This is a genomic window from Nocardioides panzhihuensis (assembly GCF_013408335.1).
Lineage (GTDB): Bacteria > Actinomycetota > Actinomycetes > Propionibacteriales > Nocardioidaceae > Nocardioides > Nocardioides panzhihuensis.
In genome coordinates this window covers 52192-72537 of the sequence record NZ_JACBZR010000002.1, presented here as the reverse complement: position 1 = coordinate 72537, position 20346 = coordinate 52192, and the positions used below count along the sequence as shown (strand labels likewise).

Annotated in this window: 20 protein-coding genes and 2 pseudogenes; 15 read left to right on the top strand and 7 right to left on the bottom strand. The window is 68.9% G+C overall.

Annotation, left to right across the window (positions count from 1 at the left end; translation table 11 throughout):
* Nucleotides 1–39: 39 nt before the first annotated feature.
* Nucleotides 40–357: a hypothetical protein gene (locus BJ988_RS29410; RefSeq protein ID WP_179661808.1), complete on the top strand. Its 318-nt coding sequence runs from the start codon at nt 40–42 to the stop codon at nt 355–357.
* A 4-nt stretch (nt 358–361) separates the two neighbouring features.
* Here BJ988_RS29410 and BJ988_RS29405 read toward each other — a convergent pair whose 3' ends face one another.
* Nucleotides 362–535, bottom strand: coding sequence for a hypothetical protein (locus BJ988_RS29405; protein WP_179661807.1), 174 nt, complete (start codon nt 533–535; stop codon nt 362–364).
* A gap of 568 nt (nt 536–1103) precedes the next feature.
* Here BJ988_RS29405 and BJ988_RS29400 point away from each other — a divergent pair.
* The 7 genes and pseudogenes from BJ988_RS29400 to BJ988_RS31625 all read left to right on the top strand — a co-directional run.
* Nucleotides 1104–1598: a MobC domain-containing protein gene (locus BJ988_RS29400; RefSeq protein WP_179661806.1), complete on the top strand. Its 495-nt coding sequence runs from the start codon at nt 1104–1106 to the stop codon at nt 1596–1598.
* Nucleotides 1595–3358 (top strand): hypothetical protein, encoded by a 1764-nt coding sequence (locus tag BJ988_RS29395; protein WP_179661805.1) that lies wholly within the window; start codon nt 1595–1597, stop codon nt 3356–3358. The genes BJ988_RS29400 and BJ988_RS29395 overlap by 4 nt, the downstream gene beginning before the upstream one ends.
* Nucleotides 3359–3464: 106 nt before the next feature.
* Nucleotides 3465–4178 carry a hypothetical protein gene (locus BJ988_RS29390; protein WP_179661804.1) on the top strand — a complete coding sequence of 238 codons (714 nt, stop codon included), beginning with the start codon at nt 3465–3467 and terminating at the stop codon, nt 4176–4178.
* Nucleotides 4179–4305: 127 nt separating this feature from the next.
* Entirely contained in the window at nt 4306–4692 is a 387-nt protein-coding gene (locus BJ988_RS29385) for a hypothetical protein (RefSeq protein ID WP_179661803.1), read from the top strand.
* Nucleotides 4693–4708: 16 nt separating this feature from the next.
* Nucleotides 4709–6316, top strand: coding sequence for a hypothetical protein (locus BJ988_RS29380; protein WP_179661802.1), 1608 nt, complete (start codon nt 4709–4711; stop codon nt 6314–6316).
* Nucleotides 6313–6534, top strand: a complete 222-nt coding sequence (locus BJ988_RS29375; RefSeq protein ID WP_179661801.1) for a hypothetical protein — start codon at nt 6313–6315, stop codon at nt 6532–6534. Before BJ988_RS29380 ends, BJ988_RS29375 begins: the two co-directional genes overlap by 4 nt.
* Nucleotides 6535–6951: 417 nt before the next feature.
* Nucleotides 6952–7317: pseudogene (locus BJ988_RS31625) on the top strand (DUF4158 domain-containing protein); the annotation flags it as partial.
* Nucleotides 7318–7514: 197 nt separating this feature from the next.
* On the opposite strand, the gene BJ988_RS29365 reads toward BJ988_RS31625, so the two are convergent.
* Nucleotides 7515–8501 (bottom strand): LysR family transcriptional regulator, encoded by a 987-nt coding sequence (locus tag BJ988_RS29365; protein WP_246322216.1) that lies wholly within the window; start codon nt 8499–8501, stop codon nt 7515–7517.
* 18 nt (nt 8502–8519) lie between these two features.
* Between BJ988_RS29365 and mqo the strand changes: the two genes are divergently transcribed.
* The 7 genes and pseudogenes from mqo (at nt 8520) to BJ988_RS29330 (ending at nt 14484) form a co-directional block, all read left to right on the top strand.
* Nucleotides 8520–10031, top strand: coding sequence for a malate dehydrogenase (quinone) (gene mqo / locus BJ988_RS29360; protein WP_179661800.1), 1512 nt, complete (start codon nt 8520–8522; stop codon nt 10029–10031).
* 3 nt (nt 10032–10034) lie between these two features.
* Nucleotides 10035–10250: pseudogene (locus BJ988_RS29355) on the top strand (ATP-binding protein); the annotation flags it as partial.
* 171 nt (nt 10251–10421) lie between these two features.
* Nucleotides 10422–10880 (top strand): Chromate resistance protein ChrB, encoded by a 459-nt coding sequence (locus BJ988_RS29350; RefSeq protein WP_179661835.1) that lies wholly within the window; start codon nt 10422–10424, stop codon nt 10878–10880.
* Nucleotides 10877–11233 (top strand): chromate resistance protein ChrB domain-containing protein, encoded by a 357-nt coding sequence (locus BJ988_RS29345; RefSeq protein ID WP_246322215.1) that lies wholly within the window; start codon nt 10877–10879, stop codon nt 11231–11233. Before BJ988_RS29350 ends, BJ988_RS29345 begins: the two co-directional genes overlap by 4 nt.
* Before the next feature lie 72 nt (nt 11234–11305).
* Entirely contained in the window at nt 11306–12676 is a 1371-nt protein-coding gene (chrA, locus tag BJ988_RS29340) for a chromate efflux transporter (protein ID WP_179661799.1), read from the top strand.
* Between the two features lie 21 nt (nt 12677–12697).
* Nucleotides 12698–13156, top strand: a complete 459-nt coding sequence (locus tag BJ988_RS29335; RefSeq protein ID WP_179661798.1) for a chromate resistance protein ChrB domain-containing protein — start codon at nt 12698–12700, stop codon at nt 13154–13156.
* Nucleotides 13157–13497: 341 nt separating this feature from the next.
* On the top strand, nt 13498–14484 hold the full coding sequence (locus BJ988_RS29330) for a DUF1259 domain-containing protein (RefSeq protein WP_218861834.1): 987 nt from the start codon (nt 13498–13500) through the stop codon (nt 14482–14484).
* Here BJ988_RS29330 and BJ988_RS29325 read toward each other — a convergent pair.
* The 5 genes from BJ988_RS29325 to BJ988_RS29305 all read right to left on the bottom strand — a co-directional run bounded on the left by BJ988_RS29325 (nt 14423) and on the right by BJ988_RS29305 (nt 20345).
* Nucleotides 14423–15133, bottom strand: a complete 711-nt coding sequence (locus tag BJ988_RS29325; protein WP_218861833.1) for a hypothetical protein — start codon at nt 15131–15133, stop codon at nt 14423–14425. The genes BJ988_RS29330 and BJ988_RS29325 overlap by 62 nt on opposite strands.
* A 342-nt stretch (nt 15134–15475) precedes the next feature.
* Nucleotides 15476–16531: a hypothetical protein gene (locus tag BJ988_RS29320; protein ID WP_179661797.1), complete on the bottom strand. Its 1056-nt coding sequence runs from the start codon at nt 16529–16531 to the stop codon at nt 15476–15478.
* Nucleotides 16528–17247 carry a GNAT family N-acetyltransferase gene (locus BJ988_RS29315; protein WP_179661796.1) on the bottom strand — a complete coding sequence of 240 codons (720 nt, stop codon included), beginning with the start codon at nt 17245–17247 and terminating at the stop codon, nt 16528–16530. Before BJ988_RS29315 ends, BJ988_RS29320 begins: the two co-directional genes overlap by 4 nt.
* A gap of 98 nt (nt 17248–17345) precedes the next feature.
* Complete coding sequence (locus tag BJ988_RS29310) at nt 17346–18452, bottom strand: DUF2637 domain-containing protein (protein WP_179661795.1); 1107 nt, start codon at nt 18450–18452, stop codon at nt 17346–17348.
* Nucleotides 18453–18485: 33 nt separating this feature from the next.
* Complete coding sequence (locus BJ988_RS29305) at nt 18486–20345, bottom strand: peptidoglycan DD-metalloendopeptidase family protein (protein ID WP_179661794.1); 1860 nt, start codon at nt 20343–20345, stop codon at nt 18486–18488.
* Nucleotide 20346: the final 1 nt, after the last annotated feature.

Genomic DNA, 20346 nt, shown 5'->3' with positions numbered 1-20346 from the left:
GGTCGCCTAGGGGTCGATCCAACTACTGGAGGCGACCCCTTGCCATACCCGCACCACCGCGAACGCCGCTACCCGCCGACGCCGTACCCGCCGCACTCCACGGCGACTGACGCGTATCGGACGGCGTACGACCTCGGCATGAAGCACCTGGGCACCATCAGCGGCCCAGACGTCCTCAGGTACGACGCCGGCCTGACGCCCGGCTCGCCGGAGCAGCGCGGCTACCGCGACGGAGTCACGGCCGCGTACGTGCGCCTGCAGAAGCTCGAGAAGTTCGGACGCGAGCAGGCCCATCGCGACCTGGCCGAAGCGATCGAGGAGCGCCGGCGATCGGCGCATCAAGAGCGTCCTTACTGACCGGCTAGATGGTCAGTGACACCCCGACGAGCCCATCCAGGAACCAGAGCCCGAATCCGCCGATCCCGATGATCAGGATGAGCCAGCCCCAGTCGTAGCTGCGCTGGTTCGGGGTGCTCTCGATGAGCAGGAGTCCGCCGACTCCGATGGCGGTCAGAGCGAACAGCAGGACGGTCATGGTTCCTCCGGGGTGTCGGTTCGATGGCTCGGTCCGACCCGGATCTCGGGTCTTCCCTCGGCTCCGTTTCGGGGCCGATCGTCTGCCACCTGTCGGTGACGGACCTCTGCCATCTCGGAGCTGTCGCACACCTCCCCGCTGCCCCCGATACCGGCTAGGACCAGGGCGCGGCGGAGTGCGTCAACCCGAAGGGCGCGGGCACGAAAGTTCTGACGCGAAATAAGCGAGCGCGAGCGAGCGCGTGTCAGAAGTTTCGGGGTCGCGGGGCGCAGCCCTTGACGCAGTCTGTCGGGTCCGGATGATGTCTCGCCGGGGGCAGCCCTCCCCCGTTCCCGCGCCCGCAAGGGCGGCCCGCGGAGCGGGCCATCGTTGTCGGCGCCCGAAGGGTGCCGGCAGTCCGTCGCGAACCAGCTCTGCGGCGAACCGAACGCTGCGCGTCTCAAGGCACTCCGTGAGCAAGTAGAGGAACAGATATCTGATCCTTGCGGCTGTCGCCGCGGCCTGAGACCATGGGTCTCAGGATTCAACGCTGCGCTAGGCCTGAGAGACGTCAGGAAGGAGGCCGCCGATGCATCGTCGTGAGCGCGTCCCGGGCGGCCGCCCGGTCCAAGTCTTGGTCCGTCTGACCGAGGCAGAGGCTGGCGAGATCGGTCGGCGCGCCGACGCGGCCGGCCTGACAGCGGCGTCGTACCTGGCGGTTGTCGGGATGGCAGAGGAGGCCCCTGACATGGCACCCCGCGCCGGCGGCGCGGGTGCGGTGTCAGGTGGCAGGGGCGTGTCGATGGCAGTGTCACTGGAGTGGCGGAACGCGGCCGCGGCAGAGCTGCTGGCAGTAGTCCGTCAGGCCCGTGGTGTCGCCCGCAACCTGAACCAGCTGACCCACTACACCCACAGCGAGCGACACCTGCACGCGGAGACCGAGCAGGTCCTGGCCGAGACCCTGCAGCTGATCCGTCGAGCCGTTCAGGTGGCGAATCTGCTCGACCCGCGACGCCCGAAGGACGAGCACACCGACCCCGTCGAGGAGTCGCCGGCGGCCGCCCCCGAGAGGGCCGGCGAGTGATCATCAAGGAGGCCCCGCGAGGGTCGCGGATCCAGGGCCTCGTCTACTACGCGTTCGACGAGAAGGGCTTCACCCACGCCCACGAGAACTCGCACCTCGTGGCTGCTTGGGATGAGTCCTGGAAGACCGGTGAGCAGCTGTCGAAGGCCGAGCTCTACCAGCTCGGCCAGGAGCTCGACGCACCTCGTCGGCTGGCAGGCCACCGTCGCAACAAGGGCGACGTGATGCACCTGGTGATGGCCGTCGACAAGGGCGTGGAGGGTGAGCGAGGCTCCGACCGGCTGCTCTCCGATGAGGAGTGGCACAAGGTCGCCCGTGCCTCGCTGGCCGAGCTCGGCCTGGCCGAGACCCCCGACAAGGCGGGGGTGCCGTGGGCGCTGGTTCGGCACTCGGACAACCACGTGCACCTGATGCTGACGTTGACCCGGGAGGACGGCACCCGGGTCAACGAGGGTGAGCTGTGGACCTCGAAGGGTGTCGGTCCCGGGAAGCGACTGCGCGCGATCGCCGAGCGGTTCGAGGACGAGTTCGACCTGTACCGCACGGGCCGCGGGGCGGGCACCCGCGGGCTGTCGCGCGGTGAGTACGAGCGAGCCGGGCGCGCGGCCGAGGAGACGGCCACCCGAGGTCAGGCTGAGCCACGCGAGCCCGGGATCGAGATCCCCGCGGCCCGGTCGGCAGCGTCGTACGCGCCGACCCGTGAGCGCCTCGAAAGCCTGCTGCGCTCGGCGGGGGCCCAAGCCACGAACGAGGCTGAGTTCGTCGAGGCCCTTGGTGACGCGGGCGTGCTGGTCTTCCCGAACTGGGGTCGCGGGGCCAGGACCGAGGCCAAGGGCTACTCGGTGGCGCTGGGCCCGGCCGAGACCGACGGCACCCTGGTGCGGATCTCTGGTCGCAACGTCGCCAAAGACCTGTCCCTGGTGCAGCTGCGGAAGCGGTGGGAACAGCCCACCGAGGACCAGGCCGCGGAGAACGCGGCCGCCTGGCGAAGCGCTCAGGATGCCTCCGAGGCGGGTGCGCCTGCCCGGTCGACGAAGTCGCTCGGCCGTGACGCGGAAGCAGCCACCCCGGATGAGGCGGTGGAGGCTGAGCTGTGGCGCTCGAGCGCCAAGGTGATCGCCGGCACTCGCAAGAACCTCGAGCAGGTACCCGCCGGCGACGCCGCGACGTGGTCACGGATCGCGTCGGATGCAGCCGGCACTCTCTCGGTGCTCGCGGACCGGCTCGAGCCGGATGGGCGGGGTCCGCTGCACCGGGCCAGCCGGTCGCTCGCGGCCTCGGCGCAGCACCAGATGGGTGCCGGGCAGCCCGCGCTGAAGCAGTCCCTGATTGGGCCGGCGCCCTTCGCCACCGCGGCACGAGCCATCGGTGGTGCCTACCTGGCGTCGCGGGGTGGCTACGCCGCGGTGTTCATCTTGATCGCCCAGCTGGGGCGCACCGCGATGGCCATCCAGGCGGCGCACGAGCAGGCGGGTCGACTGCAGCACGCCCGACGCGCCCAAGCGGCCGCCGACCAGCTCCTGTCTGCCTACCGCGACGGCGAGTCCCGCGGCCTGGTTGCGGTGGCCGAGGCGCAACGACCGGCCGAACAGGCGAACACGCAGAGCGGCTCGGCGCCGCAGCGGCCGCCGACGATCGCGGAGCAGCTCGCCTGGCAGAAGGAGCAGGCCGCGCGAGGGAACACGGGTACGGGCGTCCCGAAGACGCCACCGCGCCCAGGCCAGCGACAGCGCGACGGCGAACGCGGTCACGAGCGATAGCGGGGTCGTTTCACGATGCCGCCAGCCACCCGGAGCAACTGCGGCATAGAGAGCCGCATAGAGCAGTAGAGATCACCCGACCAACACGATTCAGGGGGAAAGATCCATGGAAGAGGTCACCAGGGAGATGGGCGGCAAGACAGCCGCCGCGCTGCAGGTCGCGCTCGCCGCGGCCGAGCAGATCGCGATCCGCCGAGCTCGCGCACTGGCCACGGCCCAGGCCGAGTCCGAGACCCGCACCGAGCAGGTCCGCCGTCAGCTCCAGGCCGAGGCGGAGCTCGCCGCCGGCGCGTGGGCGGCGGCCGCCAAGGCGGGCCCCGACTGGATCGACGGGTACGCATCCGCAGTCGCTCACCGCGAGCTGGACCCACGGGCCGCGCAGGCGGCCGCCCAGATCGAGGAGCAGCTGCGCGCCCGGGGCATCGACGTGCCGGACACCAGCCGGATCAGCGAGGCCAACAAGGCTGCGCTCGAGGCCGGCTACGCCGAGGATCTCGGCGAGCGCGCTGCTCACCGCGAGGACGCGGAGACCCACGAGGAGCGTGCCCGGGACGAAGAGGCCCGGGCGGCCGCGGTCGACGAGCGGGAGCAGGCCGAGGAGTCGGTCCAGAGCCCGGCCGAGGCCGAGCACGCCGAGCCGGCCGCCGAGGGCGCGGGCGAGCCAGCTCATGCCTCACGGCTGGCCGATGAGTCACACCCGCAGCCGGTCGAGCGCCAGCTGTCGGCGTGGCAGGCATCCGGCGGGCGCCAGACCTCGAAGAAGAACCTGATCCATCAGAAGAACCGGGACCAGCAGCGCGGGCAGGCACGTACCCGCTGACGAACGCTGAATCCGCCGTGACCGAGACGGGCCAGTTACTGTCCACAGGCATCGTTCGCGACTGAGTTATCCACAGGTTCGAAGATTGGCCTCGATCCAGCGGGGAGAACAGCGCACGATGGTGCACATGAACGCTCCCAGCAACGAGCCCGACCTCGAGGCCGATCTCCAAGCCCATCTCGCGACCAGCGCCGCCCGGACGTCGGCTGATGCGATCCTCGCCGCTCTGCCACTGGAGCTGATCGGGCTGAGGGCCCAGACCCTGCTGGGGCAGGCCTGGGGTGAGCTCGACGACTTCGGCGCCGCGCCTCCCGCCCGCGAGATCGCCATCGACGAGCCGACCACCCGTGAGGAGGCCGGCGAACTGCTCGACCAGCTGGTCGACCACCTGCGGACGGTCGGGCTCGACGCGCTCGACCTGCCACATCGGTTGCGGGCGCTTCGCGCACTGGTCCTCGCGGAGGAGGCTCGCGCCGTCTTCGGTGACCACCCCGCCGCCGGCGTGAGCGCCTAGGCAGGATCTTCGTCGCATGCTCGGGACCTACGGAGAGCACCAGGAGGCCGCGGCCGCGGCGCTCCACGAGCTGCTCAGCCACATGAGCGCACGTCGCCACTCAGGGAGAGATAGCCACGACTTCGGCACCGACGCCCAGCGGCGACTGCTGCTGCAGCGCAGAGAAGCCGTCCTCGACGCGCTCTCGGACCGCATCCGGCTCTGGGCGACTCCTGGCACGCAACCCACGACAGCAGCAAGGGTGAAGGTCTCCAATCTGGGCCATGAGACCCTGCCGCTGCTCATGGGCGTGATCGAGGAACGCGGCCGGCTGCCCCGAGAAGAGCGGCAGAGCCCGCTCGACGTCCTGAGACCGGCCGCCGGCGAGCAGAGCTCGCCAGGCGAGAGCGCCCGTGTCGACGAAGAGCTGGAGCTGTGGAGGCAGGCCGCCATCGAGCTCGCGGCCGCGAACCACGTCCTCACCACCGGTGAGCAGGACTGGTTCTACCAGCCGGCAACGCTGTGGCCAGTCCTGGCCGACACGGCCACCGCTGCCGAGGCCGTCGTCGTGCTCGATGAGGGGCTGCGCCGATCTGGCCTCCAGGCCACCGATCCCCACAGCCCGGGCGCCGCCCGTCAGGACGCCCTCACGGCGCGCCTCATCGCGGGGCACACCGTGCGGGTCGCACGCTGGCAGACCACCAGCGAGGCCGCCGACACCCTGCGCGCCCAGCCCTTCGAGTCCGTCGACGACTCCCTTCCGACTGGACCAGCAGGGCCAAAGGTCCGGCTGGTGCGCGGCGTCCACGACATCGCGCCGGCGATGCAGCAGCTGAGCCGGCTCGTAGCCCCGATCAGACTGAGCTCGGCCGCGGCCGACCAGGAGCCCCAGATGGGGGTACGCCTTCTGCGGCCCTTGGCCGCCTCATGGATCGAGGCCCTCGAACACGTCGAGCGACTGGCCGGGCCAGCCGGGGAGGGTTACCAGTTCGACAACCACCGTGACTCACTCGGCAAGCTGTACAACGCGATGCGGACCATGGTCGACACCGACCCCAAGGCTGCCGCTGCGGCGAGCCGCGACGTCGTCGCCCAGCAAAGCGAGATCGTACGTGGCCTGGCTGTCGTAGCCAAGGCCACCTCCAGCGACATCACCCTGGCTGCAGCCGAGCAGCGCGCCCTGATCGCGGCCGCCCACGAGGTTGGCCATCAGGTCGGCCGTCGCGCCAACCAGGAGGTCGACCGCCCTGACACCCAGCTCCAAGGCCGCGGCGGTTTCCCCCTCGCCTCGAGCCGCGGACGCGGCCAGGCGGCCGGCGCCGCTCGTGCGCTCACCGAGATCCCGCGACCCCCCTCGGTCGTCGAGGCGGCCAGGGCCCGACAGTGGGAAGACGCTCCACGGCCACCAGGTCGGACTGCACGGGACGGCCTACGCGCAACCCTCGATACGACACCGTCGCCGGGGACGGCCTCCGGGATCCCGGGCGGCCTCGCCGCGGAGTCCTACGCTGTGAAGGTCAGCGACCAGCTCCACGACGCCCTCACCCCGGACCAGGTCGCTGCCTACGACCGCAACGCTGCCGACCGGACCCGCAGCGGCCGGCGGCGGCGCAATTCCGACAAGGAATCGGAGCGCGATCAATGATGATGACCCTGGCAATGAGCGTGCTCGTGATCTGCGCGATGGTGTGCACCGTTGGTGCGGGGCTCCTTTGGTGGATGACGTACGCCCAGGAATGGGCGGGGCACGAGTTCGGGCATCCTCGGCTGCTGCTGCCCTCGGCGACGGTGCTCGCGAGCATCGGGGCGGCCACCGTGTGGATCGGCGTCGCCGTCCTGCAGCTCCCGTGGGCTACTGACTGACGACTCCGCAGATGCGAGCCGAGGAACGGGCTCGGCCTAGTAACTGTGGGAGCGCACGACGATGCGGCTCCTCCCCCGCAGTCGGCCGTCCCCGGGCCGCTCATCGACCTTAGGCCGCGCCGGGCCGGCGGCAAGGGAAGCGATGCCCAGCTGCGCTGGCCTTGCCACCGGCCGTACCTATGCGGCCTGGAACAGGTCACGTGGCTCGGGGAAGGCCGACTGCGGGTGGGGCGGAAGCCCCGCCTCACCCGCAACCCCAGACAACTCAAGACCCACCCAAGCTCCTCGGGGAGCACGTAGCTCGGGCCACCGAGCACGAGGGCTTCGCCACGCGGCCCGCTGCTCCCCGAGTGCCCCTCAAAGCCCGGTACTCCCGAAGCTGTCGCCGAGTGACAAGTAGCGGTCGCAGGTTCTGGCGTGTCGTCGTCAGATGTGCCTACGGTTCGTCGTTGTGCGCACCGAGTGGTCGGCCGAGGATCTGGCTGGTTCGTGGACCTTGGTCGACGAGGACTGGCTCCTTGTCGGCAACAAGTCCGGGGCGACACGGCTCGGGTTCGCCCTGCTGCTGAAGTTCTTCGAGTTAGAGGCACGTTTCCGCGTTCGGCTGAGGAGCTGCCGCCTCCGGCCGTGGCGTACGTCGCGCAGCAGCTGGCGGTTGAGCCCGACCTGCTCGCTGACTACGACTGGCAGGGTCGGGCGTTCAAGCGCCATCGGGTCCAGATCCGTGGTGCGTTCGGGTTCCGCGAGTTCAGCGAGGGCGACGAGGACACGCTTGCCGACTGGCTGGCCGCCGAGGTATGCCCGGTCGAACTGCGTGAGGAGCACTGCTCGAGGCGCTGCTGGTGCCACCGTTCGCGGGCGACTGTGGTGCTACGCCCGGCGCTAGGTGCGTACGTACTCGTGACCAGGGAGGTTGATCGGTGGCTGGGACGAGTTCGAAGTCATCGTCTGCTCCGGAACGGTTATCGTGCCGGGCTGGCTCAGCGGCGCGGCGTGAACTCGTTCAGCAGGAAGGTCGAGAGCTGCCGTGTGACGGGGGTTTCGACCGTCGCGCCCCAAGCGAGAGCGATGTCTCGTTGGTACCGGTTCCCGGCTAATGGGCGCTCTACGGCGCCTTCGGGGAGCTGTTCGTCGCGGGGAAGTAGGCCGATGCCGAGGCCGCGGCTGATGAGTGCTCGTACGGTGGTGAACTCGGTGACTTCGAGGGTGATGGTGGGGACGAATCCTGCCTCTTGGCACCATGCTTCGGTGAGTTGGCGAAGGTTGTAGCTAGCCGGGTTGGCGATGAAGACCTCGTCTTTCAGATCGTGGATCTGGACGCTGGTGCGATCGGCGAAGCGGTGTTCGACTGGGAGTACCGCATAGATCTGCTGTGTTCCGATGATCTGGTGTCGAAGGCGCTGGGGTGGCGGGATCGCGATCGCCAGGTCGAGGCGTCCCGCGAGCAGGTCGGTCGAGAGCTCAGCGCCGTGGGCCTGTTTCAGCGCCACTCGGATGCCGGGGTGGCGTCGCCTGAAAGCGGCGAGCAGGTCGGCAATGAGTACTGATCCCATGGTGAGGGGAGAGCCGAGGCTGACGGTGCCATGGTCGGGGTCTGCTTCGCCTGTGATGACCCCGACAGCCAGGTCGAGTTGACGCAGAGGGTCAAGTGCGGCGCGTGCGAGGTCCTGGGCTGCGGGGGTGAGCCGGACGATCCTGCCGTCGTGGATCAGCAGGGGCACTCGCAGTGCCTGCTCCAGTGCGTGGACGCGGCGACTCATCGACGACTGAGGGACACCGAGCGCTTCGGCTGCTCGGGTCATGTGGCCGTCGTATTCGGCCAACGCGACCAAGGCTGCCAGGTGGGGAGCGAGCCGCTCTGACCATTGATGCATAACTGGATTGTATGACGGAAAAAGTTCATTGGACGGAACGATGGTTGGAGAGTCAGGCTGGAAACACGCGTCCACGAGGACGGTTGCAGGCAACGTCCAGGAGGACGCCAGATGACACACGAACTCAACCGAGCGGCAGCGGGGCAAGAGGCGATCGACGCCGACATCGACGCCGACATCGTGCTTGTGGGAGGCGGAATCATGTCAGCAACGCTGGGCTCCATGCTCGCGGTGCTTGAACCTGATTGGAAAGTGATCCTGGTCGAGAGGGCTGACGCTCTGGCGACCGAGAGCAGCGGTCCGTGGAACAACGCTGGGACCGGCCACAGCGGCTACTGCGAGCTGAACTACATGCCTGAGGCCACAGACGACACGAAGCCGACGACCATCGCTCAGCAGTTCTTGGTGACGCGGGAGTGGTGGGCCTACCTCGCAGACCTTGGACTGCTCGACCCGGACTTATTCATCCACTCGACACCGCACATGAACGTGGTCTTCGGCGAGCACGATGTCACCTACCTGCGCCAGCGGTTCGAGACCCTCACCAAGAATCCGCTCTTCTCGCGCATGGAGTTCAGCGAGGATCCGGCGACCATTGCTGCCTGGGCACCGTTGTTGATGGCGGGCAGGGAGCCAGGCGATCGCATCGCGGCCACTCGCGTCGCTGACGGCACCGACGTCGACTTCGGTGCGTTGACGCGGGCCATGGTGCAGATCATCGATCAAGCCGGCGGAGAAGTCAGGATGGGCCACGACGTACGCACATTGACCCGCGAGGCCGACGGGCGATGGCTCGTCGGCGGCATTCGCGGGGGCAAACCGTGGACGATGCGAAGCCGACGGGTCTTCATCGGTGCTGGGGGATACGCGCTCAACCTGCTCCAGAAGGCCAAGGTCCCAGAAGTTCGAGGCTACGCGGTCCTCCCGGTCGGGGCGGCCTTTCTACGCTCCGAGACTCCTGCGGTCGTAGGTCAGCACGACGGCAAGGTCTACAGCCAGGCCCGAGTGGGTGCACCGCCCATGTCAGTGCCACATCTGGACAAGCGCATCGTCGACGGCAAGGGCTACCTCATGTTCGGCCCGTACGCGACGTTCAGCACGAAACTGCTCAAGCACGGCCGTTTGAGCGACGTCTTCCGCACGCTGCGCTGGCACAACCTGCACGTGATCGCCGCGGCGCTTGTTCAGAACCTGTCGCTGGTCGGGTACTTGATCGGGGAACTTCTCGCTCGTCCTCGCACCAAGTTCGACCAGCTTCGACGATTCTACCCAGATGTTGACCCCAGCGAGTGGGACCTCGTTCCCGCGGGACAGCGAGCTCAGCTCGTCACTCCGAACAAGCACCGGATCGGCGTTCTACAGCAAGGCACCGAGCTTGTCGTGGGCGCAGACGGCACCGTCGCTGGACTGGTGGGAGCCTCCCCGGGGGCATCCACTGCCGTACCGATCATGCTGGACCTGCTCAAACGATGGTTCCCTCAGTGCTATGTGGCCGAGTGGCGGGGCACGCTGACCCGGGCCGTGCCCGGCCAGTGGACAAGATGGGATGACCGTGCCGTCGAGTCATCGCTTCACAGCACAGCTCAGTCCCTCAATCTGAACCCAGTCCGGTCGGGTCCGTGACCGATGTCGACGCCCGAGGTCGAGGTTCGAGGTCGAGGTTCGAGGTCGCGGCAGAAGTTCATCGCAGTCTTCGACTTCGAGGCAAACCCCAACGTCAACCCCGCCATCATCTTCGCCCTCGCTACCGGCGAGCGGGTCCGCAAGGGCCAGCCGCTCTGCCTGATCGGGGACTCCGGCACCGGCAAGTCCCACCTGCTCATCGGGCTCGGGAGCGCGGCCTTGGAGAAGGGTCCTTCGCCAGGTGGACCAGCAGCGACATGCTCGCTCGCTACACCCGCGCCGGGGACTCCGAGCGCACCGCGGGACGCTGGGCCTCGGCCTCGGTGCACTCCGACGAGATCGCTCGCTGGCACGGTACCCCAGTTCCACGCCGATGTAACCGTGGTTACAATGGGGTCCGCACCGCGACTGGCGTTGTGGCGCAAGCTCAAGCGGCTTGGCGTCGCCCAACTCGCCGACGGCCTGGTCGCGCTGCCCGCCGACGCCCGCACCCGAGAGCAACTCGAGTGGGCCGCGGACGAGGCGATCCGCGCCGGAGGATCTGCCGGGGTCTGGCTCGCACGACCCATCACCAGAGCGCAGGAGCGCGAGCTGGCACGATCGATGAACGAAGCGCGCGCCGCGGAATACGACGCACTGATCGACCAGGCGACCGGTGCACTCACCGCGACCGGCGTCGAGCGCGCCCGCATCCTGCGGCGCCTCCGCGCGGAGAACAACCGCATCCGCCGGCGCGACTTCTTCCGACCCGCCCAACGCGAGCAGGCCCGCCAGGCGCTCGCAGTGCTCGCATCCACGCTTGTCGGTTCCGACAGTGCCGACCAGAACTGGAAGGACGTGGTCCGATGAAATGGGCCACCCGCGCCGGAGTGCACATCGACCGGGCCGCCTGTGCCTGGCTGATCCGCCGCCACATCGACCCTGACGCCGAATTCGTGTTCGTCACCGACCCCGACGACGTACCCGACGACTCCACGCCGTTCGACATGCGCGGCATCGACCTCGGCCATCACGGCAACGACTGCTCGTTCGAGACGATCCTGCGCCGCTACGACCTGGCCGACCCGGTGCTGTGGCGGATCGCCGCGATCGTGCACGAGGCCGACATCGAAGACGACGTCTACGACGCCCCCGAAGCCCCCCGGCTTCGACCTGATCCTCCGTGCCCTCTCGATAGCCCATGCCGACCCCGAAGTCCTTGAGCTCACCGCCCCGATCTTCGACGCCGTCCACGACCACCTCCGACGGTCCCTACTCACCGGAACGGACACCCCTTGACTCTCCTGAAGACCCGCCCCGACGACGTCATCCCGCTCGGCGAGGCCACGAAGGCCTGGTTTGGGATCTCCTTGCAGACCTTTGGCGGACCTGCCGGCCAGATCGCCGTCATGCAGCACACCCTGGTCGACGAGAAGCGATGGATCGGCCAGAAGCGGTTTCTGCACGCCCTGAACTTCTGCACCCTGCTCCCCGGCCCCGAGGCCCAGCAACTCGCCACCTACGTCGGGTGGCTGCTCAACGGCACCCGCGGGGGGCTGATCGCGGGCGGACTGTTCGTCCTGCCTGGCATGCTGGCTCTATTGGTGCTCTCGACGATCTACGTCGCCTTCGGTAACTCCGGGACCGTCACCGCCCTCTTCGCGGGAGTCGCCCCCTCGGTCATCGCCATTGTCGCCCAGGCCGTCCACCGCGTCGGCAAGCGGTCCCTGACCCATCCCGCACTGATCGCGCTGGCCGTCGGGTCTTTCATCGCGCTCACGCTGTTCGGCGTTCCCTTTCCGGCCGTGGTCTTCGCATCCGGGTTCCTCGGCTGGCTGCTGTCCCGACGCATCAAGGAGTTCGCCGAAGGCGGCAGCCACGGGCCGGCCGACGACGGGCCCGCGCCGCTGATCTCCGACGACCACCTGCACCACGAGTTGCCCTCGAAGCGCAAGTCCTTCGCAGTTCTGGCGATCGGGCTCACGCTGTGGTTCGTTCCGGTGGCACTCTTCGCCCTGTTCGTGCGCTCGACCCCCGTCTTCGTCGACCAGGGGCTGTTCTTCTCCGGCGCCGCGGTGGTCACCTTCGGCGGCGCGTACGCCGTGCTCGCCTACGTCGCCCAGCAGGCCGTCTCCGTCTACCACTGGCTCGCGCCGGGGGAGATGGTCCGGGGCCTCGCGCTCGCCGAGACCACGCCAGGGCCGCTGATCATGGTCGTCCAGTTCGTCGCCTTTGTCGGCGCCTACCGCCACCCCGGCGACCTCAACCCCTGGGTCGCCGCGGTGCTCGCCTCGCTGCTGGTGACCTGGGTGACGTTCGTGCCCTGCTTCCTGTTCGTGATCCTCGGGGCGCCGTACGTCGAGCGGCTGCGGGGCAACAAGAGCATCGCGGGCGCCCTGACCGGAATCACGGCCGCCGTCGTCGGCGTGATCGGGAACCTCGCCGTCTACTTCGCGCTGCACACGCTCTTCGACCGGTCTCGCTCCGTCGACGCTGGCCCGCTCCACTTCGACCTGCCGGTGGTGTCGTCGTGGGATCCGGTGGCGTTCGCGATCACCGCGCTGGCCTGCTACCTGATGTTCGCTCGCAACTGGAAGTCGATGCGAACCATCGGCCTGTGTGCCCTGATCGGGCTTGGCGTCTTCGGTGTCCAGTCCGTCTTCTAGTCCGTCTTCTAGGAGAACTCGATGAAGTGGATCACCCGTGAACGCCCCAAGACCGACCGGATCGCCTGCCCGTGGCTGATCCGCAGATTCATCGACCCCGAGGCCGAGATCATCTACGTCCCCGCAGCGGATGTCCTTGCCACGGCACAGGAGATCGGTGCAATCAGCTTCGACGCCCCCGGCGCGACATACACCCACCAGCCGAACCCCGCCGGTGGCGAGTGGTGCACCTTCGAAACGCTCATCGACGCCTATGGCCTGACCGACCCGGCACTGACGACGATGGCCCATATCGTGCACGCCGCCGACGTCAGCACTGACGTCGACACCCACCCGTTCGGCGCCGCCCTGGCCGCACTCGGAGCGGCCGGGCCCTTCGTCGAGGCCGACGACCAGGTGCTCCTGGGGCGCGCGTCCTACATCTACGACGCGCTCTACACCCACTGCGGCCAGCGCCTGAGGGCGGAGACTGAATCATGACCCGCTCAACACCTCACCGACGGCTCAGTTCCCTCGGCGCCGGCGTCCTCGCGCTGGCCCTGACGAGCGGCTGCGGGTCCTACGCGGATAACGGACAAGACAGCGCTGATGGCGGTGCGGCCCCAACACCCGCTGCGCTGACCGCATCCACCCGTTGGGACCTTCCCAGCGACCCCTCGGCCGGCCGCCGCCCGGCGGACCAGACACCCGATGTACCCAGTACCTACGCCTTCACGAACGGGCTCTGATCAGCGGTGGACATCCGGGGTACGACGATGGAGAAGTTGTGCAACCTAAAAAATACTCTGGCTCCGTTGGAGTCCCTCGGGAAGGAAAGCACCATGTCGTTCATGATCGCCCGCACGGTTCGTCGGGGAGCCATACCGCTGGCAGCACTGCTGCTGGTCGGGCTCGCAGCTTGCGGGACGTCCACAGACACAGTTGAACCGGCGGCAGCGACCCACTCCAGTCCGGGTCACGGGCGCCACGAGCCGATTCCCACAACGGACGCGGACTGGAAGCCTGTAACCGACGCGCTGGGGCGGACCGGGACGTTCGGCGACAACAACACCGTCTACCGGATCGGCCTGCCTCGCACCGACCTGCACGTCACCTCGCACGGCGTGGCAATCAAGCCCGGCCTGTCGCTGGGCGGTTACGCCGCCTTCGCCAAGTACCGCGACGGCGTCATGCTCATGGGCGACCTGGTGGTCACCGAGACCGAACTGCCCAAGGTCACCGACGCGCTGCAAGCCCACGGGATCGAGCAGACCGCAGTACACAAGCACCTCCTGCGGCAGAACCCGGCGATCTGGTGGACCCACATCCACGCCATGGGCGATGACCCCGCCGAGCTCGCCCGCGGGCTCAAGGCGGCGCTGGGTGCCACCGGGATCCCTGCACCCGCGCAGCCCGCGCCGCAGCCGCCGGTCGACCTCGACACTGCCGGCATTGACAAGGCGATAGGCCGCACGGGCACCGCCGATGGCGGGATCTACAAGTTCAGCGTCGCCCGCGCCGAGACCATGACCGCAGAGGGTCACGTCCTGCCCCCGACGCTCGGACTCACCACTGCGATCAACTTCCAGCCCCTCGGCGGCGGTCGCGCAGCGGTCAACGGCGACTTCGCCATGACCGCACCGGAGGTACAGCAGGTCATCCGTGCGCTCCGCGAAGGTGGCATCGCCCTCGTCGAGGTCCACAACCACTCCTTCACCGAGGAACCCCGGTTGTTCTACGCCCACTTCTGGGCGACCGGTGACGGCATCACACTGGCCAAGGCGCTCCGCCGAGCGCTGGACTCGACCGACATCCAGCCCGCCAGTTGAGCAGCGCGGCTGGTCCAACCACGATTGAGACCTGATCATCGATGCGAAAGATCGAGGGAATCGGATTCTTCCGGAAGGCCACCGCGCCGCTTGTGCCGATGTTGCTCCACGCGTTGATGGCGGGATGCTCGTCCGAGAACAAGGCGCCGACGCCGCGCAGGTCGTCTTCGGGGTTGCGCCACCGCAGGCCGCCGGCGACGTATACCTCGCGGCGGCGGACCGCGTCACGCAGCGCGACCAACACGCACAGCTCGTAGGGGACCCGCTCCATGCGGCCCTGCTCGTCGACCACCGCTTCGCGCCACGCGGCCGGGACCACCCCGTCGATTGGCGGCTGGTCGGCTGGGGCGTAGAAGCGGTGCTTCCCGTCGACGCCGTCGTAACGGGCCAGCAGATCGAGGGCGTCCATGACGGGCCGGTAGACGGTGTTGTTGCACTGGAATTCCAGCGCCGCGAGCAGCGGGGCAGCATCCGCCGGTAGTGGTGGGCGTAGCCGGAGTGCAGCACCGTACGGACACGGGCCTGGGAAGGCCCGCTGGTTGGCCTTGGCCTCACGCACCAGGTCGCGCAGGGTGCCCTCGCCGACCACCGGGAACGACGCCGTACGCACCATCTCGTCCGGGTGCTCGACCGCCGCTTGGGCGAGCACCCGGACGAGATGCCCTCCTTGCCTCGCACCCGGCGCAGATCCTCGGTCAGCTCACGCTCGACCTTCGGGTCTGCGCGGGTGTTGATCTTCAAGATCGGCGCGAGCAGCTGATCGACCAGCGCATCAGTGATCTCAGCCTGCCGGGTCCAACACAACGCCGCCAACAACGTCAGCCGCACCGGCCGCGCTGCGGCGGCCAGGTCCGAGGGATACGACCTGGTCGCCCGCGCCCGCCACGCCTCGACCAGACGCAACCCTGCACGATGCAGCCGGGCCCTGGAAGCCGATGGGCCCCGCGAGAGACGCTCGCGGGGCCCCATCCAAGTGCCGTTGTGTGTCTTCCTAGGTGCCGCTCTCATCGGTGCGCCGATGCGTCAAGATGGCTGACGTGGGCTGCATCGCGGCGAGCGTGTCGGCGATCGCCTGGGCGGCCGCGCGTGACTCAGCCGCCATGCTGTTCAGCTCAGCGACCTGACCTTCGTCGGCGCCCGTCTTGGCGAGCCAGTCGACCAACCTGTCCGAGCCGATCTCTTCGAGCTCTGCCCGGTGGAGTCGGTCGGCCGCTCGCTGCACGGCCATCACCTGGTCGCGGTACTGCTGGAGCGCGGCCAGCCGTGCCGTGGTCGAATCGAGAAGGGCCTTGCGCATCTCCGCGCTGGTGACGTTGCCGCCGCTCGTGCCCGAGGTCAGCACCCGGACACGCTCAGCGACCAGTCGGACCTCCTCGACCAGGTCGACCCGTACGCGATGCGTGTCGAACATCTCCGAGGACCAGACCTCACTGCGGGCGATCGACGACGCCGCAGCGCTCGCCCGTTGCAGCAGGGGCCGCCCTTCCCAGGAGAGTGGCTCCTGGCTCACGCACCCCGTGATGATGCCCAGCGCGCGGCGATGGCTGGTCAGGGCTGGGAGCGTCGTCTGGTGAGTGAAGAGGTCGCTGACGCTGACCTCGGCGACCTTGACGCACCAGACACCCAAGGCGGCCGCCATCGCGGCCAGGGTGGCGATGACGACGGTCGTGCCGGAGGCGAGGCTGTCGAGGAAGTCCAGATCAATGAGCTCGGCCCCTGACCACACGACGCCCAGGAGGAGGGCCGCTGCGAGGGTCAGGACGGCGGTGACGGCGCCTACTGACGCCGTCGTACCGCGCAGCTCGCGGCCCTCGGCCAGCTCATTCGCGAGGGCGTTCAAGTCCGGCACCACCAGGCCGGCGTCAGCCAGCTCGGCGCGGCACCGCGCCAGGTCGAGCACGCTGACGTCGGTGATCCGACCTGCTTGGCTCAGAGCATCCATCAGATCGTCTGTCGGCTCGAGCTCCTTGAGCGGTTTGAGCAGATCGGCTCCGGTCACCTCGGTGAGATCGTCGGCGTCCTCGGCGCGGTGGATGTCCTTGGTCATCGCGGCTCCTGTCGCATGCTGAAGATGTGGTGGTCGGGGGTGGACACCATGGCGTGGATCCCGAGGGCCATATACAGGTCGATGGGCTGCGCGACCGATGCGATCGCGAACCCGAGGCGGCGGTAGAACGCTGCTCGGCTCGGTTCGCAGCTGCCGAAGGTGATCATGCCGAGGTTGCAGCGCCGGATGACCTGCAGTGCGGTGCTGACCAGGTCGGCGCCGATCCCCTCGCCACGGAGATCCTCGCGCACGGCCACCGCGACGATCTTCGAGATCCCCAGTTGAGCCTGCAACACGAGCTTCCTCTGCTCCTCGAGGGGGAACCCGTCGAGGATATTGCTCAAGAAGCTGTAGGGCGGGCACACCGTCACCGAACCGAGGACGTCATCGTCATCGTCGTCGTCGACGGCCACCAGGGAGAAGCCCGCGACGATCCGGCCATCACCCGTCCCGGTTCCGACCTGAGTCCACTCCTGCGCGAGACCCGTGATGAAGCCGTCCTTGCCCTCACGCATCCCCGCGGTGATCGAGGGGCAGGCGATCGGGATCGTCTTGGCCGGATCGGCGACCTCGGGGTCCTCGGTCGCCTCCATGATGTAGCGGCGCAGCGCCGGCTCATCCTCGGGGCGCGCGAGCCGCACGCGAGTCTGAGTGCTGAGAGTGACCCCGTCGACGAGACCGGGCCACAGGTTCACGGTGCGGCGGTCGCGGACCATCGCTCCACGTGCTGTGGCGGCCGCCTGGCGACGTGCCCTGTTCCTGGCACCTTTACCCATCGTGGTTCCTCCCGAGTTTCCCGTTGGTGTGAGCACGCTCAGTTCGCGCGGTCACCGAGGAAGCGGTACAGAGTCCGCTCGCTCATGGCCAGTCGCTTGGCGATGTCCTTGTTCGTCAGCTCCGGGTCCTCCTCGCGGAGCTCGGCGACCCGCTGTCGGACCGTGGCTGCTCTGGCGCTGCGGGCGCGCTGGGTCGGTGCCGTGGCCGCGGTCGAGGTGGCCTTGCTCGTCCCCTCAGCGGGCACCTTCACCGTGACCAGGTGCGGTCGGGTGGAGGCCTGGGCGGACTGTGCCCGCTCGACTTCGGTTTCTGCGGGCTCGTGGTCGCCCTCGGCACCGTTGAGCTCCCCGGCGATCGTCGGGGCCTCGGCCGCAGGGAAGAGCTGCTCGACGTGCACGGTCCCGGTGTTGTGGGCCAGGTCGCGGGGCGCGCGCAGCGCGATCAGGCGCCGGCTCTCGTGGAGGCGGATGTCGGTGGTGGCGTCGGCGACGTCGACGACGGCGGCGCGCCACTCGGTGACGGCGGCGCGGACGTCGGCCGGCGGCACGGTGTCGAGGACTCGATCCTCGGCGCGGTCCTGGCGGGCCTGGGCGCGCTCGAGTTGCCGACTGGTGCGCGTGGTGTTGGCGAGCTGGTGCCGGTGGTAGGCCCGCTCAGCGATGCGGGTAGCGCGGAACATCACGGCCAGGCGGGCGTCGGCGCGGAGCTGCGCGAAGGTGCGGCCGCTGGCGAGGTGCCGATCGCCGATGAGGGCCAGGTGCCACATCAGCGCGGCGAGGAGCGGCACGATGAACCGGAACGCGGCGGCCGCGACGGGGTGACCGAGGTGGATCTCGTGCCAGCCGGCGAAGAACCCGGACGCCAGAGACATGATCCACGTGAGGGTCAGCAAGGTGCCTGCGGGGCGGCCGTGCTGGCTGGCCTCGCGAGCCATCAGCGCGACGGTGACGAGCGAGAGCTCGAAGACGCCCGCGAAGGCGAAGGCGGTGATGGTGCCCATCGCGAGCACGTCGAGGCCGAATCCGACCATCGCCTGGTAGGCCGCCGCGGTCGAGATGAGCGCGACCGAGACGGCGCCGAAGAGGATGAGGCCGCGCGATCGCTGCTGCGCCGGTGCTGCGGGCTGTGCGGTGGTGCTGGTCATCGGGATTACCTCTCCGAGTGCGGGGGACGTTGGTCAGGCGGCGTTGGAGCCGGCGTTCTTGGCGAGCCAGGTGGTCGGATTCTGGGCCCCGTCGATGACGCCGGGGCTGGATGCCGGGGTACGGACCTCCAGGTGCAGGTGGCAGCCGGTGGAGTTGCCCTCCGAGCCGACGCGCCCGATCTGCTGGCCAGCCGCGACGCTCTGTCCATTGCCGACGTCGGCGGCCTGCATGTGCGCATACCAGGTGGTGACCTGGCCATCGGTGACGCCGATCATGTTGGGGCCACCCCACGAGGTCGGCTTGTGGATCACTCGGCCGGCGTTGACGGCGTAGACCGGGGTGCCGCAGGCGACCGAGAAGTCGGTGCCGGTGTGGACGTGTGCCCAGTTGGAGCCAGACTGCCCGTAGTTGCGACGGTCGGAGCCGATCAACGACGCCGGGACGGGGTAGACGTAGGTTCCGTCGCCAGCCAATCCCATCACCGGTTCGGTGCACATCGGCGAGTTCAGGGTACCGAGTGCTGCGACGACCGAGGACCCCTTCAGCGCGGCGGTGACCGCCACGGCCTGGTCCCAGTACTTCGTGTAGTGGTTGGGGTCGGCGTTGCGCTGCGTGCTGTGCGCGACCTGGGTCGGGGTCATCGTCTCCCACTGGTCGACCTTGACCATCGCCTTGAAGAAGTTCGTCGCCGACGTCGTCGGATCCATCCGATCGTTGTAGGAACCCCACGATCCGTTGCCGCGCTGCTGGAACAGCCCGCGGCTGTCCGGGCCGACCGCGTCACCGTAGTCGAGGACCCGCAGCCCGGACTCACCGATCGCGGTCATCACCCCGATCGCCCAGGCGCGTGCCGGCAGTCCGTCGGGATAGCCGGCGTAGACGTTCTTGGCCTGGGCGGCAGCGATGATCGCGGCCGCGTTGCGCAGCTGCTCACCATCGAGCCCCGAGACCTTCGGCAGGCCCGCGGCGGTGTCGGCCGCGGGCGCGGCGCTCGGCTGCTCGCCGGGCTCGGCGAGGTCGATCTCGGCCGCGATCCAGGGGTGGTCCGAGATCATCGGGCCGGACCACGACCTGGTCGAGGTCGCACCCTGAGCGGCCGGGTAGAAGACGAAGTCGACCGCCTTCGCGTAGCTCTTGTAACCGAGCGCGCTCATCTTCGCCGGCGCAGCCCACGACTCGCGCTGGTTCGCCGAGACGTTGAAGTCTCCACCTACCAGGACCGGTCCCTTCGCCCCGAGGGTCGTGATCAGCCCGGCCAAGGCATCCATGCCCTGCCCGTAGAGCTGAGCGCGGCGAGGCCGGTCGGGCCCGTACTTCGCCGGGTTCGTCATGTGGTGAACCGAGACGACCGAGACCATCTCGCCGGCGTCGTTGGCCAGCAGCGCCCAGGTGGCGTAGCGGTTCCAGGTCCGTACCGCGCCGTTGTAGCTGACCCGATCGCCCTCGACGACCTGCACGCGGCCCGCCGAGACCTGCTCCCAGGTGTCGGCGCGCCACAGCACCGCCGTGTCGAGCGCTTGGCCCTGCTGGCCCCGGGGACCGGCGTCGTCCGAGCGGAAGCCCGCGTACCCCGGCGCCGCCGACAGGATCTGGTCCATGCTGCGGCCGGCCTGCTCGTTGAGCGTGATGAAGTCCGGCTCCACGCTGAGCAACCGGCTCATCGAGGTGCGGTAGCCGCCCATCCCGGAGCGCTGCGGGATGTTGGCCTGCGCGACCCGCACCTTCCCCGAGGCCGAGGACGCCGGCAGCGTGCCCAACGCGGTGTTCACGCCGGGACCGCAGGCAGCGGCCTCCTGGCCGGCCGGTGTCAGCAGCATGACCACCACGAACACGACCAGCACGAGCCCCGCCGTGCCGGCCCCGATGATCGGCTTTGCCCCGAGCTGCGCCATG

Coding starts and splice junctions, on each gene's coding strand:
- BJ988_RS29405 (WP_179661807.1), bottom strand. CDS start 535: ATGACCGTCCTGCTGTTCGCTCTGACCGCCATCGGAGTCGGCGGACTC.
- BJ988_RS29400 (WP_179661806.1), top strand. CDS start 1,104: ATGCATCGTCGTGAGCGCGTCCCGGGCGGCCGCCCGGTCCAAGTCTTG.
- BJ988_RS29390 (WP_179661804.1), top strand. CDS start 3,465: ATGGAAGAGGTCACCAGGGAGATGGGCGGCAAGACAGCCGCCGCGCTG.
- BJ988_RS29385 (WP_179661803.1), top strand. CDS start 4,306: ATGAACGCTCCCAGCAACGAGCCCGACCTCGAGGCCGATCTCCAAGCC.
- BJ988_RS29380 (WP_179661802.1), top strand. CDS start 4,709: ATGCTCGGGACCTACGGAGAGCACCAGGAGGCCGCGGCCGCGGCGCTC.
- BJ988_RS29375 (WP_179661801.1), top strand. CDS start 6,313: ATGATGATGACCCTGGCAATGAGCGTGCTCGTGATCTGCGCGATGGTG.
- mqo (WP_179661800.1), top strand. CDS start 8,520: ATGACACACGAACTCAACCGAGCGGCAGCGGGGCAAGAGGCGATCGAC.
- BJ988_RS29350 (WP_179661835.1), top strand. CDS start 10,422: ATGGGGTCCGCACCGCGACTGGCGTTGTGGCGCAAGCTCAAGCGGCTT.
- BJ988_RS29345 (WP_246322215.1), top strand. CDS start 10,877: ATGAAATGGGCCACCCGCGCCGGAGTGCACATCGACCGGGCCGCCTGT.
- BJ988_RS29335 (WP_179661798.1), top strand. CDS start 12,698: ATGAAGTGGATCACCCGTGAACGCCCCAAGACCGACCGGATCGCCTGC.
- BJ988_RS29330 (WP_218861834.1), top strand. CDS start 13,498: ATGTCGTTCATGATCGCCCGCACGGTTCGTCGGGGAGCCATACCGCTG.
- BJ988_RS29320 (WP_179661797.1), bottom strand. CDS start 16,531: ATGACCAAGGACATCCACCGCGCCGAGGACGCCGACGATCTCACCGAG.
- BJ988_RS29315 (WP_179661796.1), bottom strand. CDS start 17,247: ATGGTCCGCGACCGCCGCACCGTGAACCTGTGGCCCGGTCTCGTCGAC.
- BJ988_RS29310 (WP_179661795.1), bottom strand. CDS start 18,452: ATGACCAGCACCACCGCACAGCCCGCAGCACCGGCGCAGCAGCGATCG.
- BJ988_RS29305 (WP_179661794.1), bottom strand. CDS start 20,345: ATGGCGCAGCTCGGGGCAAAGCCGATCATCGGGGCCGGCACGGCGGGG.